This window comes from Sorangium sp. So ce367, from assembly GCF_051520455.1.
Taxonomy (GTDB): Bacteria; Myxococcota_A; Polyangia; order Polyangiales; family Polyangiaceae; genus Sorangium; species Sorangium cellulosum_B.
Map to the genome: position 1 here is coordinate 8,674,197 of NZ_CP150334.1, position 13,978 is coordinate 8,688,174.

Consider the following 13,978-nt stretch of genomic DNA (forward strand, 5'->3'; position numbering starts at 1 on the left):
CGCGGGGGCGCCCGCGCGACCACGCCAATGGCGGCGTTCCACGGACGCTGCGCGGTGGTAGCTTCGCGGGCGGTGCTGCTCTCCCGCGTCCGCCTCGTCCATCTCGGCCCGTTCGAGGACCTCTCGCTCTCGCTCGAGGACGCCGCCGGCGCGCCGCGCCGGCTCGTGGTCCTCTTCGGCGGCGACGGCGTGGGCAAGACCTCGATCCTGTCGGCGATCGCGTCCACCCGGCCCGGGTACGCGATCGCGCAGCCGAGGCCGCGCGGAGACGACGGCTCGCAGCCGCTCGTCGTCGCCGACTGGATGCTCGGCACGGACGACCCGGCGCGCGCGCACCCGCTGCGGGTCACGAGCCCGAACGCGCGCCTCGACGAGCCCGAGGACGCGGCGATCTTGCGGCGGAGAGAGCAGTCGCTGTTCGAGCGGCGCGCGGCCGAGGGGGGCTTCGTCCTGGTCGCGCTCTCGGGGGCGCGCTGGTTCTCCCGGAGCGCGATCGTGCTGACGACGCCCGATCGCAGCATCCTCCGCTACGACGTGCGCGCGGCCGCGAGCTTCGACGACGCGACGCGCACCGACCTCACCCGCGAGACGAAGCAGGTGCTCTCGTTCGTCCCGATCGCGGCGGCGCTCGCGCGCGACGGTCGGAAGAGCCGGCCGGAGGTGCTCTCCGACGTGCAGCCGGACGCCCGGCCGGGCGCCCAGGCAGAGCGGCTCGGCGCGCTCGATCGCGCGCTCAAGGAGGTGCTCGAGGCGCTGCTCGACGGCCACGGCGTGACGTACGCCGGCGTCGATCCGCTCCGGCTCGAGCCGATCTTCGAGCGCGCGGACGGCCAGCGCGTCGACTTCGACGATCTCGGGCGGAGCGCGCGGCACACCGTCGCGTTCGGCGCGCTCGCGCTGCGCGCGCTCGCGTCCGCGCACCCGAGCGGCGATCCTCGCCTCGCCGAGGGCGTCGTGCTGATCGACGACATCGAGGCGCAGCAGCCGGTGCACCGCCAGCGATCGCTCGCCGCGCGCCTGCGCGCCGCGCTGCCCAACGTGCAGTGGATCGTCACGACCTCATCGCCGGCGATCGCGCTCGGCTGCGAGCTCTCCGACGTGATCGCGCTCCGCCGCGAGCCCTCGTCGGGGCGCGTCGAGCTGTACGAGGGCCCGGACGCCGTGCTGCACTGAAACACGCGGCGCGGCGCGCGCGGCGTGCCGCCGAGCGGCGGGCGGCGCGGCGCCTCCCCTCGCTCCCGGGCTCCTGCGCCGCGCGCGTCAGGCGAGCGGCACGGCGAGGAGCACGACCTCCTTGCCGCGGACCTCGATCTTGTAGCGCATGGGCTTTCCGTGCTTCCGCCCGAGCTCCTGCTCGCTCGCCTTGAGGCGGGCGACGAACGCGTCGCGGGTGATGTGGTCCACCGGATCGCCGAGCGACTTCTTCGCGGCGATGTACTCGGCGAAGATGCGCGCGTAGTAGGCGTCCTCCGGCTCCTCGAGGAGCGCCTTCGCGTCGGCCGGGATCTCGCCCGCGGACAGCGCGGCCATCCGCTCGTCGACCTCGAGGGCGTCCCGGAAGGACGCCGAGGTCGGCGCGCGCGACGGGCGCCCCTCGGCGTCGGTCTCGTCCTCCTGCACCCCGAGCAGCTGGTTCAGGAGCGAGTTCAGGCGGAACACGAGCCCGCCGAGCTCGGCGTGCTCGATCTGGAACCGGAGGTCGGTCCGGCCGTTCATGATCGCGAGCAGGCCGTCCTCGATCTCGGAGACCGGCTGCGAGATGTACGCGTCCAGGAAATACGCGGCGATCACGACGAGCACGAGCCCGAGCGCGGTGACGCCGAGGAGCGGCCAGAGCAGCGCGCTCGCGAGCCCCGGCGTCCGGAGCTGCGCGATGCTGAGCAGCACCGCGCGCCGCCCGTCGCCGTAGCCGTCGAGCGCGTGCCCGACGGCGCTGTACTCGCCGGACAGCCCGCCGATGTCGACCGTCTGGCCGGAGCGCAGCGCCTTCAGGGCGCCGTCCTTCGCCGGCGACGCCGTGAGCGCCGCGACCAGCTGCGGGGAAGCGTCGCGCGATTTCGCCACCACGTCGAGGCCGTCGCCCGACTGCATCGCGACGACGAGCACGCGCCCGCTCGTGCGCTCGCTCGCGTTGGTCAGCCGCTCGTCGTTCAGCGCGGTGCCCACCGCGACGGCGCCGATGATCTGCCCGGCGTCGCTGCGGATGGGCGCGTAGGACGCGAGCAGCTGCTCGTTGCGCGCCCGGCTGACCCACACGTCCGAGCCGGTCACCCCCTGCTCGATGGCGAGCTTCAGCGACGGGTAGACGGCGCCGAGGTTGTCTCCGCGCATGAGCGCGGAGGCGTTCCGCCCGAGCACCACGCCCTTGGTGTCCACCAGGACCACGAGGGAGGGCGGGGTCCTGGCCAGCTCGGGCGAGGCGACGACCGCCTCCCGGATGGCGTTGGCGGCGCTGGTGGCCGCCTCGGCGCGGGCCGGGGCGGTGCCGGCGTTGAACGGCTCGCGCAGCTTCGGGTCGCTCGCGTGGGAGTCGAGCCACCGCTCCAGCACGAGGCCGTCCACCTGGAGCTGCGCCATGGCGGCCGCGAGCGCGCGCGGCGCCTCGCCGGGGCGCCCCATCTCCGCGAGGGAGGCGCGCGTGAGGGCGTAAAAAAGCCCTCCGACCATGAGGACAATCACGGCGAAGACTGCGATGATCTTTCCGCGCATCCTGCGTCTCCACTCCTTCTTTCCGGGGCTCAGGGCAAGCTACCATCCGCTGCGGCGCTGCTACAACTCTCCACCCAGCTCATGGTGCACTTGAATCAGCCGCACTCCGAAGCCCCGCGCCTCTACGTCGTCGACGACGCGCTGTTCGAGCAACATCGCTCGCGAGGCGCGCACCCTGAGCGCCCCGAGCGCCTCGAAGCCGCCCGCCGCGCCATCGAGCGCTGCGCCGCGGCCGGCCTCTCGCTGGAGCACGTGGCGTCGCGCGACGCCACCGAGGAAGAGCTCGCCCGGGTGCACGCCCCGCGGTACCTGGAGTCGCTCGGCCGGCTCAGCGGCCACTATGCGGCGCTCGACCCCGACACGTACGTGGTCCCGCGCTCGGTCGAGGCGGCGAGGCGCGGCGCGGGCGCCGCGGTGGCGCTGGTCGACGCGGTGCTCGCGGGACCCGGCCGGCTCGGGGTCGCGCTGCTCCGCCCGCCCGGCCACCACGCCACGCGCGACGCCGGCATGGGCTTCTGTCTCCTGAACAACGTCGCCGTGGCGGCGCGGGCGGCGCTGAGCAGCGGGCTCTCGCGGGTCGCGGTTGTCGACTTCGACGTACACCACGGCAACGGCACGCAGGACATCTTCTGGGACGATCCGCGGGTGCTGTTCTGCTCGCTGCACCAGTGGCCATTCTATCCCGGCACCGGCGCCGCCAGCGAGCTCGGCGGAGGCGACGGCGCGGGTTACACCGTGAACGTGCCGCTGTCCGACGGCGCGACGGACGCGGTCTACGAGGCTGCGTTCGACGAGCTCCTCCTTCCGGTGCTCGACGAGTATGCGCCCGAGCTGATCCTGGTCTCGGCGGGGTTCGACGCGCACGAGCGCGATCCGATGGCGGCGATGAAGCTGTCGCGCGCCGCGTACGCGGCGATGGGCCGCCGGCTCGCGGCGATGGCGACCGCGAAGGCGGGGGGGCGGCTCGCCATCTTCCTGGAGGGCGGCTACGACCTGACCGCGCTCGAGGGCTCGCTCACGGCCGCGCTGCTCGCGGCATCCGGCTGCGAGGCAGCAGACGACCCGGCTGGAGCGTCGGTGCCGCCGCCCGCGCAGCGCGCGCCGATCTCGACCCGCCACCGCGCGGACCTGGACCGGGCGCGCCGGGCCGCGCTGCGCCGGTGGACGACGCTCTGAGCGAGGCGACCGGCGGCGCGCGCCGGGAAACCGGGGCCGAGGCGTGAACGGGCCCGCCGGGTCCTCTGCCTGGAGGAGGCCGGCGCCTCCTTAGAGGGGGGATCAGGGCGGGAAGCGCGGGAAGCGCGGGAAGCCGGGGCGGGGATCGAAGAGCGACACGCGGTGCGTTTCCCTGATTGCACTCTGCGCGGAGCTGAGTATTCTGCCAGGCCTTCGCAGCCCAACGGGCCGCGAAGAACGGTGGGTATAGCTCAGTTGGTAGAGCACTGGATTGTGGCTCCAGTTGTCGCGGGTTCGAATCCCGTTACTCACCCCAGGTAGAACAGCCCGAAATCGTTGGCGAAAGCGGCGACCCGAGGGCTGGACGGGTGGACGAAGCCGGGGGGCTTGGGTCCGCTGGCGAGGGCTGCCGGCTACCTTGCCCAGAGCGCGGCGAGCTCGATTTCGATGGCGTCGAAGGGCTCGACCCGGACGCGGGCGGCGTCGCGGTGGACGACCGCGGGCCCCCGGCGGCGATCCGCGCCGAGCACGTACACCTCCAGCGTCCGCTGGATGGGGTCGGCTAGCCCATGGGCGAAGCCTGCCCGGGGGCGCGCGGCGAGGCAAGGCGGTGAGGAGCAGGGACGAGCGCGCCCGCACACCAAGCCATGGACGAGCTCGCGCGGCGTCGCGAATCGCTCGCTTCGATAAGCGCCCTTCGCACCTCGGAGCTATCGATTCATGGATATCCATCCATCGCAGTGAGCCGTTACCCATTCTCCCGGAGACAGCAAGTCTCATTTTTGTAACCGACTCGCCACAAACCCCGCGTAGCGTCCGCGCGCATGAAGACCACTCTCCCCGGGAGACGCGCGTCGACGGCGCGCCTCATCTCCGCTGCTTTCATCGCGATCAGCGCACCTCAGCTCGCGGCGTGCGCCGTGGATTCGAGCGACGCCGCGGATCCTACCGAGTTGCCGTCCCCCGGCGCCGTCGATGTCGTCCGCCCGCTCACGCTCTCGGAGCGCGCTCGTGTGCCCGAGAAGGAGCCGGGGTTCGTCGCCGCGGCGCTCGGGGACCACGAGCTCGTCATCACCCATGACGGCAGCATGACGCCCTTCGCCGCGGGCGACGTGCTCGGCGGCACGCAGGGAGGCGGCTACCTCGCCCGCGTCGTGAGCGTACGCGCGATCGACGCGACGCGGGTGGCGCTCGCGACGACGCCCGCTCCTCTGACGGAGTTCATCACCGAGGGCCATTTCCACGTCCACTACGACGCGCGCGAGTACGCGCGCGCCATCGACGATCACGCCGCGCGCATCCGCGAGCTCGGCGCGGAGGACGGCGAGCAGATCGCGAGCGCGGCGGAGGCCCTGAAGATCTCGTCCGGCGCCTCCATGAAGCTCCTCGATCTCTCCTCGGCCTCGCTCCCGGCGTCGTGCGGGGTCACCGCGCACGGGACGGCGGCGCTCGACGTCACGGCCGAGCTCTCGCCGGCGCTCGATCTCGAGGTCCACATCGGCCCGAGGGGCAAGCTCAACCCGGTGCCGGAGCTGAAGCAGCTCCGCCTCGTCGCGTCGGGCCAGCTCGACGTGAGCGCCAGGCTCCAGGGCACCGGCACGGTCACGGGGAGCTGCTCGGTCGATCTCCTGGAGCTCGCCGGGGGCGTCCCGAGCCTGCCGCTGCCGACGCTGACCTTCTGGGTGGGCCCCGTCCCCGTCGTCGTCACGACGGACGTCGTGCCGAGGGCGAAGGCGGATCTGGGGCTGTCCTTCACGGCCGCCGAGGTGGAGGCCATGGCGCAGGCGACCGCCGAGATCGAGGCCGGGGTCGACTACAGGAACGGCACGTGGAGCACGATCTGGGAGCCCTCCGGCTCGGCCTCGGGCTCGGCCTTCATCGGCGCGCCCGGCCCGATCACGGCGTCCGGCAAGGTGAGCGCCGGCGCGGAGCTCCGGGCGCGCCTGTACGGCATCGTCGGCCCGAACGTCGGAATCCAGGCGTACGCGCGCGTCACGGCGGAGACCGCGCCGCCCTACTGCTCGTACGACGCGCGGGTCGACGGCGGCGTGCGGGCTTACGCCGAGGCGGTGGCAGGCGTGTCCGTCGGCCCGCTGGATCTGACGCTCAAGCGCCTCGAGCTCGTCGATCTCGAGCTCCTGCGCTTCGACGGACCGCGCGCCTCGGGCCCGCTCCGCGACGCGCCCGAGTGCGACGCGGAGCCCTGATCGCGCCACCCCTCATCGCGCCGCCCCTCATCGCGCGCGGGAGGCGAGGCGCCCCCGCCTCCCGCGCGCGGGCTTGGACGCAGCTCAAGGGTCCGCGCACGCGACGTAATCACAGGACGCCTCGTTCACGCACTCCTCGGTTCGCTCCACGAGGTCATTCCCCTCGAGGCCGAGGCACGCGGTCTCGCAGCTGGTCTTGCTCGGCGGCGGAGCGTCGTTCTCCTCCGCGCAGAGGATGCGGTGCTTGCAGAGCTCACTGCATGCGTTCAGGATCTCTTCGTCTTTGCACCCCGCGGCCCCCGCGGCGAAGAGGCCGACAACGGCGGCGATGACGAGCGGGATCGATCGGAGTTCTGCGTTCTTCATGGGCAGCTCACCTCGGTTGTGGAACGGAGACTCTCCCCGGCGAGCGACCCGCTGCCGACCGGCAGCCCGCGTCAGCGCACGAGAAGAAGGCGAGCGCGCGACCCGGCACGGTAGCAGCGCTTTGCAGAAGGCCAGCGCGCCTCACCACGAGGCCACGCCTCCGCGCAGAGCATAGACGAATCTCCGGCCGCCGCCCACCGCGCGGCGGCCGCGGGAACGGAGATGACGGAGATGACGCGAAGACCTCGGCCCCGCGCCGGCGTCATCTCCGTTCCCGCTGCCGCCCCGGCGCTGGCTCGATGCGCCGGGCGTGGTACATTGCGTCATCGCGCGTCCTGACGCGCCCTCCACGATCGACGACGAATGCCCTCCAAGGAATCCGACACCCTGCTCGAAGCCGATCCAGCCGAGCGACCGGATCACGAGAAGCCCGAGTCCACGCGGCTCCCTCTCGTGCTCCTGGTCGACGGGGACAGGAGCATCTGGCAGCCGCTCGGCGCCCTCCTCTCGAAGCGATATCGCCTCGTCGTGTGCTCCTCGGCCGTGGACGGGGTCGCCGCCTTCACCGAGGACACGTGCGCGGTGATCGTCGATGTGCGGATGTCAGGGCTGGAGGGATTCTGGGTCTGCGACCAGATCCGCAAGGTGCAGCCGGAAGTGCCCGTGATCTTCTATTCGGCTCATCACGACGAGAAGGACTCGTTCGAGGTCATCAACGCGCACCGGCCCTTCGCCTATGTCGACAAGCACGGCGCGGAGCAAAAGCTCCTCGACGCCCTCGAGAAGGCGACGCGGATATTTCAAAGCACCCTCCGCAGCAGGCGGATCATCGAGCGGCTGCAGCGCCGCCGGCTGGAGGCGGTCTGACGCCTCCGCAGGGCGAGCCGCGCCCGCGCGGCGATCGGCGAGATCTGTGGCGCACGCTCGTCCAGCTGGCGCTCAGCCTGTCCGCGCTCTTCGCGGGGATCGCGCTCGCGGCGCACCTCGCCCGCGAGCAGCTCGACGCGCTCGGCCGCGGGTTCGTGGACCGCTTCGGCCTCGCCGGGATGTTCGTCGGCACCTTCCTCGCCGACGCGTTCTCGTTCCCGATCCCGCCGCAGTTCTACATGCTGACCGCGATCACCTCGGGTGGCTCGCAGGTCGCGCCCCTGATCGCCATCTCGACCGCCTCGCTCGTCGGCGGCTGCACGGGTTACCGCCTCGCCGGCCGCCTCGCGCGGATCCGCCTCTTCGCGGCGCGCATCGAGCGGACGCGACCCAGGATAGACCGGCTCTTCGAGCGTTACGGATACTGGGCGATCGCGATCGGGAGCATCTCGCCGATCCCCTTCTCGATGCTCTGCTACCTGTCCGGGCTGTACCGGATCCCGCTGCGCTACTTCTTGACCATGGTGCTGTTCCGGGTGCCCCGGCTCCTCCTCTTCTACGCGCTCATCCGGGCGGGATGGAGCCAGTGAAGCCGGCGGCGTGAGCGCTACCTGGGGCTGTCCGTCTCCTCGGGCGACGGGTTCACCCTGACGCGCTCCAGGATCTGGTCGACCATGCCGAGATCGATCCCGGAACGCTGCTCCACGACGTTCCTGGAGAACAGCCGAGTCGCCTCCTTCGCGAGCTCCTCGTCCGGGAGGAACGGCCGCGCGGGCGACCGCGGCGCCGGCAGGCCGATCTCCTTCTCGAGCTCGGAGATCGCCCGGATCATCTCCTGGTAGCAGGCGGAGGCGATCTGCACGGCGAACGGGAACACCTGGACGTTGCCCCGGCCGGCGCGCACGGCGTGCAGCGTCGCGGCGGCCTGCTCGGCGAACTGGCGACTCCCGTACGCGTTGGCCATCTGCGCGTACATCGCGATGGACTCCTGGTCCGCCGCGAGGTCCTCCTCCTTCGTCCGCGGCGCTCCGGACGGGGGCACCGACGACCACCGCACGATCATCCGCGCGTAGTCGTCGAGCGCGCGCCGCTGGAGCGCCAGTCGCTCCAAGAGCGCTTCTCGCCGCTGTCTCTGGAGCTCCGCCTTCTCCTCGTGCTCGGCCCGCCGCTCTGCGCTGAGATCCGCCGATCTCCGCGCCAGGTAAGCGCCGATGAAGAGGGCGACGCCGTTGCTGACGGCGATGAAGAGCATCTCCAAGATCTTGGGATCCATGCCGGTGCCCACGACTTCTATCACGTTCGCGCTGAACGCAGTGAGTTGCCGCAGATTGCGGAGAAAAGTTGGCCGCCGCCCTCCTCCCGTGCAGGTGCGCCGTCATCCCACAGGCGGCCGTGGCCGCGCTCGGAGCCGCGCGGGCAGGCGTGATAGGATGTCCGCATGACCGGTTCACTCGACGCCGGGGCCGGCCCGCACCTGGATGGTCTCGCGGGCCCGCTGCGCGAGGCGCTGGAGAGGAGCCTCGCCGACCGGCTCGCGCGCTGCCCCGGGGCGGAGCTCAACCTGGACAACGCGTTCTGGGGCGCCCCCGAGCCGCGCGACCTCGGCGAGGCGCTCACGCGGTTCGGGCCGACGTGCGTCAACGTCGTTGTGCGCATCTTCGAACGTATCCGCGGCATCGACCCGACGCTCGGCCTGTGGATGCAGATCAGGTATCTGCGCAACGTCTGGTGCGGCGGGAGCGCCGGATTCAAAGTGGTCTACGTGGAGCCGGCGGCCATGCGCGAGCGCCTCGACCGCCACTTCGCGGGAGCGGGCGGCCGCCGCGTGGCGCGCGACACGATCCTCGGGGGGATCGAGCACCAGCGGAGAGCGCTGCTCGGCTCGCTCGCGGCGAGCATGACGGAGCTCTTCCGGGGCGGCGAGCCGCTCGACGCGGACAGCTGGCGCGAGGTGCACCGGCCGGATCAGGAGGCGGTTCACCTCTGCGTCGGCAAGCACGAACCGCGGCCGCCGGAGCTCGACGACATTCACCTCGACTGGAGATCGCCGGTGGTGGGCGTCGACGAGGAGCGCCGCCGCTGCCGGTACGGGCTCCGCATCGGCGTTGTCCACTGGGTGCAGGCGCGATTCGGGCTCGGCAAGCCGGTGTTTCCGTTCCAGAGCATCGATGACAGGGTCGCCGCCCTGGCCGGGCGCCGCGAGGCACCGGCGCGCTGGGCCGAGTTTGCGGCGCGCTGGCGCGACGCGCGGTGGCCGCTCGCCCTGCGCGGCGGCGCCGGCGCAGAGGAGGCGCAGACGTGGCTTCGCGCGTGCGACGAGCTGGTCGCCGCGCAGCGCGCGGACGCGTGAGAGGCCACAGGCGGCCGGCATGCCTTACCCCGCTCCCGACGGCACCCAGCTGATCGAGCACCTCGGCGCCGGCGCCACGTTCGACGTCGCGCTGGTCCGCCTCGGAGGCCCGCCGCCCGGCCCCACGCTGGTGTGCAAGCGCCTGGTCCCCGGCGTCCTCCACGAGCACGCGGGGCGGGCCGCCATGGTCCGCGAGGCAAAGGTCCTCTCCCTCGTTCGCCACCCCGCCCTGCCCGCGCTCGTGCGCGTCGGCGCCGATCGCCACGGCCCATTCCTCCTCGAGAGCCGGCGCGAGGGCACCTCCCTCCGCGACGTGCTCGAGGGATGGCGCGGCCGCGGCCGGCCGCCGCCCCCGTCGCTCATCACCCACGTCGTCAGGACCGCGATCGAGACGCTCGCCGAGCTCCAGGAGATCGAGGACGCCGGAGGCCCGATCCGCTTCGTTCACGGCGATCTCGGCCCTGATCACGTGCTGATGGGTCCGCTCGGCGACATCGGCCTCGTCGACCTCGGCGCCGCGCGGTTCCGCGGCATGGATCCGGACCTCGAGACCGCCGACCGGGGCACGGTTCCCTTCGTTGCCCCCGAGATCGCCCGCGGCGAATCTCCGCCGACCCAGCGCGGCGACGTCTACTCCATGGCGGCGACCCTCGTCTCCTTCGCCACCGGCGCGAGCCTCACGCGCGCGCGCGAGCAGGCCGCGGCGCTCGTCGAGATCAGCGAATCTGGCCTCTGCCTCGAGCCGCTCTCCGTCGCGGACGCGCTCTCGCCGGGGCAGCGCCGAGCGCTCGCTCGCGCGCTCGATCGCGATCCGGAGCGCCGCGTCGGGACGGCGCGGGCGCTGCTCGACGCGTTCGACGCGGCCGCTCCGCGGGCCGAGGGCGGCGCCGAGTCAGCGCGCTGACTCGGCCCTCCTGCGCGCCAAAACCGTGGACGCACGCGGCCCATGAGATAAGTCTCGCCCGCATGAAGCCCCACCTAGGTCACGACAAGCTCGGCCTCGACACGCTCGCGATCCACGCCGGACAGCCGCCGGATCCGACGAGCGGCGCGGTCATGACGCCGATCGTCCTCTCGAGCACCTTCGCTCAGGAGCGGCCGGGCCACCACAAGGGGTTCGAGTACTCCCGCAGCGGCAACCCCACCCGCAAGGCGCTCGAGGAGTGCATCGCCGCGCTCGAGGGGGGGCGCCATGGCTTCGCCTTCGGCAGCGGCTCCGCGGCGACCGCCACCCTGCTCCACACGCTCCGTCCCGGAGATCACGTGCTCTCGGGCGATGACGTCTACGGCGGCACCTTCCGGCTCTTCGACAAGGTCATGCGGCCGATGGGCCTCGCCTCGACCTCGGTCGACATGAGCGACCTCGACGTCGTCCGCAAGGCCCTCACCCCGGCCACGCGGATGATCTGGATCGAGACCCCGACGAACCCCATGCTCAAGATCTTCGACATCGCAGGGCTCGCCGAGATCGCGCGCGCGCACGGGGCGCTGCTCGTCGTCGACAACACCTTCGCCACGCCGGTGCTCCAGCGGCCGCTCGACCTCGGCGCTCACGTCGTGGCGCACTCGAGCACGAAGTACCTGAACGGGCACTCGGACGTCGTCAGCGGCGCGCTCGTCACGTCCGAGGACGCGCTCGCCGAGCGGGTCGGGTTCCTGCAGAACGCGATCGGTGCCGTCCCGAGCCCGTTCGACTGCTACCTCGTGCTCCGCGGGATCAAGACGCTCGGCGTGCGCGTGCGCCAGCAGTGCGCGTCGGCCGCGCTCATCGCCGGGAGGCTCGCCGGGCACCCCGCCGTCCAGGCGGTGCACTACCCCGGCCTCCCCACGCACGCCGGCCACGCGCTCGCCGCGCGGCAGATGCGCGCGCCCGGGGCGATGATCTCGTTCGTGGTGCGCGGCGGCCTCCCCGTCGCCTCCAGGTTCCTCGAGCGGCTCGCGATCTTCGCCTGCGCCGAGAGCCTCGGCGGCGTCGAGTCGCTCGCCGAGCACCCCGCCCTCATGACCCACGCCTCCGTGCCCGCCGCGGCGCGGGAGGCGCTCGGCATCGCCGACGGCCTCCTCCGGCTCTCGGTGGGCCTGGAGGCCACCGAGGACCTCTGGAACGACGTCGCCCAGGCGCTGGACGACGCGCACGCGCGCGCGACGGGCACGTAAGCGCGCGGCGCTGCCGCCGTTTGATCGCGGACCCCGGAGTACGATAGAAGCGAGGAGCGGCCTTGGGGCCGCCACCTACCATCGGAGCTTTCCATGCGTCTCGCTCGCCTCAGCTTCGTGCCCGTGCTCGGCCTCCTCCCCCTCCTCGGCCTCGGCTGCAGCGGCGCGGAGCCGCCGACCCCGCGCGGCGCATACAAGATGAACTTCGCCGACCCGGGCATCGACTGCTCCCAACCGGGGCATATCGCGACCCTCGGCGAGGTGACCGATATCCAGAAGGTCCAGCTGCTCACCGACGGCGAGGACGGCGCCTCGGTCGACTGCTCCGTGTCCGGCTCCGGCACCTTCTCCGTCTCGGCGGTGGCCAGGAACCCCGTCGATTTGTCGGAGATCCACGTCAAGATCGACGCCATCTCCCCCGCGGCGACCCAGGACGCGCCGGCCACCGGCGACATCAGCTTCTCCTCCGCGAAGACGGCAGAGCAGACCTTCTACTCCGATAAGGCGACCCCGTGTAAGTTCTGGTTCGAGGGCAAGCAGGGGGTCGACGCGGGCAAGATCTGGGTCGGCTTCGAGTGCCCGGCGATGCTGAACGAAGGCGAGATATGCCAGATCAGGCTGGGCGTCCTGGCCTTCGACAGCTGCGGAGGCTGAGCCGCGCGGGCAGCTGACAGGCGGGCGCGCGGGGGGGGCGCCCCGCGCGTCAGCTCTTCTCGGAGCGCGAGGCCGACACCGCCGGGACCGTCGACCGATCGCCGATGCTGACCTGCTGCGAGTCGGCGGGCGGGCCGATCGTCGCGCTGTGCGGGAGCTCGGCCTTGTCCTGCTCGTCGATCCGGATCACGAGCGCCGTGATGTTGTCCTCTCCGCCGTTCTCGTTCGCCTTGGCGATGAGGCGGCGGCACATCTCCGGGACCTCCTCGGTCGAGCTCACGATGTGGAGGATCTGGTCGTCCGAGAGCATCCCGCTCAGGCCGTCGGAGCAGAGCAGGTAGACATCGCCGGGCTGCGGCTCATCGCTGAGCAGATCCACGGAGACGCTGTCGTGCATCCCGAGCGCGCGGGTGATGACGTTGCGCGGAAGCTCGGCCCGCTGCTCCTCGGTGAGCTCGGGCATCGCCATGATGTAGTCGTTGAACAGCGAGTGATCGCGCGTCAGCTGGCTGATCGAGCCCTTGCGGACGCGGTACGCGCGGCTGTCGCCGACGTGGCCGACGTAGATCCGGTTCTTCTTCTTCGAGAAGAGCGCCCCCACGACCGTCGTGCCCATCCCGGCGCAGTCGCGCGACCGGATGCTGCGCTCGAAGATCTGGCGGTTCGCGACCCGGATGCCCGCCTGGAGCCGGTTCTCCTCCTCCGACAGGCTGGTGTCGAAGTGGAATGGCCAGGTGGCGTCCTCCCGCGACGTGGACCGGAAGAAGTCCGCGATCGACTCGGTCGCCAGCTTGCTGGCTACGTCCCCCGCGCGGTGGCCCCCCATGCCGTCCGCGACGATGAACAGGTCGTACTCCGACAGGACGGCGTAGCTGTCCTCGTTGTGGTCGCGTTGGAGACCAACGTCCGTCATTCCTGAAGCGATCGCTCGCATAACCTCGGGAATCCTTGAGACGGCTCCGGGCCTTCGGCTTCGAGCACCAACCATTTCACGCTAGCGAAAACCTGTCAAGCAGGGCCTCTCGCCCCCTAATGGGCGTCTTCCGAGTCTTCGCGCGTCTTCTCACGTCTTGTCACGCCTTCGCACGCCCAACCGCGCACGCCCAACCGCCGACCTTCCCGATCCTACCGACTCCGACCGGGGGGACCGCAAGCCTCTTTTTCACTTCTTCGCTTCACGGGACGGTTCATTGTGAGCTGGGCTGGTCCCGGGCACACCTCGCCCCGTGGCGATCGGACGCAAGCGCCGGAGCGGGCGGCAGCCACGGGTCGCGCGCGGACAGGAGGACAACAAGGCTGCGAAGCGTCGCCAGGCCGGGCCGGGCTCGGCGCGCGCGGCGTCACGACACGCTGGGGCGCTGCGCGGCAGGCGATGTCGCGCATCACACGCCACCACGCCGCCCTCCTCGAAGGGGCCGGCCCCATCGCGGGTCGCGGGGAGGGGCGGCCGCACGGCGCTCCGGTCGACCAAGCTCGGTCGCCGACGCCCGCC

13 protein-coding genes and 1 tRNA gene are annotated in these 13,978 nt (G+C 72.0%); 10 read left to right on the forward strand and 4 right to left on the reverse strand.

Features of this window, described 5'->3' with window-relative positions:
- The first annotated feature begins 54 nt into the window (after positions 1–54).
- Positions 55–1,173 carry a hypothetical protein gene (locus WME97_RS32840; RefSeq protein ID WP_437543325.1) on the forward strand — a complete coding sequence of 373 codons (1,119 nt, stop codon included), beginning with the start codon at positions 55–57 and terminating at the stop codon, positions 1,171–1,173.
- Positions 1,174–1,260: 87 nt separating this feature from the next.
- Here WME97_RS32840 and WME97_RS32845 read toward each other — a convergent pair whose 3' ends face one another.
- A complete protein-coding gene (locus WME97_RS32845) occupies positions 1,261–2,709 on the reverse strand; it encodes an MXAN_5187 C-terminal domain-containing protein (protein WP_437543327.1) in 1,449 nt (482 codons plus the stop codon).
- A gap of 81 nt (positions 2,710–2,790) precedes the next feature.
- Between WME97_RS32845 and WME97_RS32850 the strand changes: the two genes are divergently transcribed.
- From WME97_RS32850 to WME97_RS32860, 3 genes are all read left to right on the forward strand, one after another.
- On the forward strand, positions 2,791–3,885 hold the full coding sequence (locus WME97_RS32850; RefSeq protein WP_437543329.1) for a histone deacetylase family protein: 1,095 nt from the start codon (positions 2,791–2,793) through the stop codon (positions 3,883–3,885).
- Between the two features lie 240 nt (positions 3,886–4,125).
- Positions 4,126–4,201, forward strand: a tRNA-His gene (locus WME97_RS32855).
- 508 nt (positions 4,202–4,709) lie between these two features.
- Positions 4,710–6,092, forward strand: coding sequence for a hypothetical protein (locus WME97_RS32860; protein WP_437543331.1), 1,383 nt, complete (start codon positions 4,710–4,712; stop codon positions 6,090–6,092).
- 84 nt (positions 6,093–6,176) lie between these two features.
- Here WME97_RS32860 and WME97_RS32865 read toward each other — a convergent pair whose 3' ends face one another.
- Entirely contained in the window at positions 6,177–6,458 is a 282-nt protein-coding gene (locus WME97_RS32865) for a hypothetical protein (RefSeq protein WP_437543333.1), read from the reverse strand.
- Between the two features lie 363 nt (positions 6,459–6,821).
- On the opposite strand from WME97_RS32865, the gene WME97_RS32870 reads away from it, so the two are divergent.
- Together WME97_RS32870 and WME97_RS32875 are read left to right on the forward strand one after the other, a co-directional pair.
- Positions 6,822–7,325 (forward strand): response regulator, encoded by a 504-nt coding sequence (locus WME97_RS32870; RefSeq protein ID WP_437543336.1) that lies wholly within the window; start codon positions 6,822–6,824, stop codon positions 7,323–7,325.
- 155 nt (positions 7,326–7,480) lie between these two features.
- Positions 7,481–7,915 carry a YqaA family protein gene (locus WME97_RS32875; protein WP_437294033.1) on the forward strand — a complete coding sequence of 145 codons (435 nt, stop codon included), beginning with the start codon at positions 7,481–7,483 and terminating at the stop codon, positions 7,913–7,915.
- A 17-nt stretch (positions 7,916–7,932) separates the two neighbouring features.
- Here the strand turns inward: WME97_RS32875 and WME97_RS32880 are convergent, their stop codons facing one another.
- Positions 7,933–8,598: a hypothetical protein gene (locus tag WME97_RS32880; RefSeq protein ID WP_437543340.1), complete on the reverse strand. Its 666-nt coding sequence runs from the start codon at positions 8,596–8,598 to the stop codon at positions 7,933–7,935.
- Between the two features lie 165 nt (positions 8,599–8,763).
- Between WME97_RS32880 and WME97_RS32885 the strand changes: the two genes are divergently transcribed.
- The 4 genes from WME97_RS32885 (at position 8,764) to WME97_RS32900 (ending at position 12,486) form a co-directional block, all read left to right on the forward strand.
- Positions 8,764–9,675 carry a hypothetical protein gene (locus WME97_RS32885; protein ID WP_437543342.1) on the forward strand — a complete coding sequence of 304 codons (912 nt, stop codon included), beginning with the start codon at positions 8,764–8,766 and terminating at the stop codon, positions 9,673–9,675.
- Between the two features lie 19 nt (positions 9,676–9,694).
- Positions 9,695–10,579, forward strand: a complete 885-nt coding sequence (locus WME97_RS32890) for a protein kinase domain-containing protein (RefSeq protein ID WP_437543344.1) — start codon at positions 9,695–9,697, stop codon at positions 10,577–10,579.
- Positions 10,580–10,641: 62 nt separating this feature from the next.
- Positions 10,642–11,832 carry a cystathionine gamma-synthase gene (locus tag WME97_RS32895; protein WP_437543346.1) on the forward strand — a complete coding sequence of 397 codons (1,191 nt, stop codon included), beginning with the start codon at positions 10,642–10,644 and terminating at the stop codon, positions 11,830–11,832.
- A 93-nt stretch (positions 11,833–11,925) separates the two neighbouring features.
- Complete coding sequence (locus tag WME97_RS32900) at positions 11,926–12,486, forward strand: hypothetical protein (RefSeq protein ID WP_437543348.1); 561 nt, start codon at positions 11,926–11,928, stop codon at positions 12,484–12,486.
- A gap of 49 nt (positions 12,487–12,535) precedes the next feature.
- Here WME97_RS32900 and WME97_RS32905 read toward each other — a convergent pair whose 3' ends face one another.
- The gene (locus tag WME97_RS32905; RefSeq protein ID WP_437543350.1) at positions 12,536–13,399 is read right to left on the reverse strand and encodes a Stp1/IreP family PP2C-type Ser/Thr phosphatase; all 864 of its coding nucleotides are present in this window, start codon (positions 13,397–13,399) and stop codon (positions 12,536–12,538) included.
- Positions 13,400–13,978 lie beyond the last annotated feature (579 nt).

Coding starts and splice junctions, on each gene's coding strand:
- WME97_RS32885 (WP_437543342.1), top strand. CDS start 8,764: ATGACCGGTTCACTCGACGCCGGGGCCGGCCCGCACCTGGATGGTCTC.
- WME97_RS32870 (WP_437543336.1), top strand. CDS start 6,822: ATGCCCTCCAAGGAATCCGACACCCTGCTCGAAGCCGATCCAGCCGAG.
- WME97_RS32845 (WP_437543327.1), bottom strand. CDS start 2,709: ATGCGCGGAAAGATCATCGCAGTCTTCGCCGTGATTGTCCTCATGGTC.
- WME97_RS32900 (WP_437543348.1), top strand. CDS start 11,926: ATGCGTCTCGCTCGCCTCAGCTTCGTGCCCGTGCTCGGCCTCCTCCCC.
- WME97_RS32865 (WP_437543333.1), bottom strand. CDS start 6,458: ATGAAGAACGCAGAACTCCGATCGATCCCGCTCGTCATCGCCGCCGTT.
- WME97_RS32895 (WP_437543346.1), top strand. CDS start 10,642: ATGAAGCCCCACCTAGGTCACGACAAGCTCGGCCTCGACACGCTCGCG.
- WME97_RS32860 (WP_437543331.1), top strand. CDS start 4,710: ATGAAGACCACTCTCCCCGGGAGACGCGCGTCGACGGCGCGCCTCATC.
- WME97_RS32890 (WP_437543344.1), top strand. CDS start 9,695: ATGCCTTACCCCGCTCCCGACGGCACCCAGCTGATCGAGCACCTCGGC.
- WME97_RS32880 (WP_437543340.1), bottom strand. CDS start 8,598: ATGGATCCCAAGATCTTGGAGATGCTCTTCATCGCCGTCAGCAACGGC.
- WME97_RS32850 (WP_437543329.1), top strand. CDS start 2,791: ATGGTGCACTTGAATCAGCCGCACTCCGAAGCCCCGCGCCTCTACGTC.
- WME97_RS32905 (WP_437543350.1), bottom strand. CDS start 13,399: ATGACGGACGTTGGTCTCCAACGCGACCACAACGAGGACAGCTACGCC.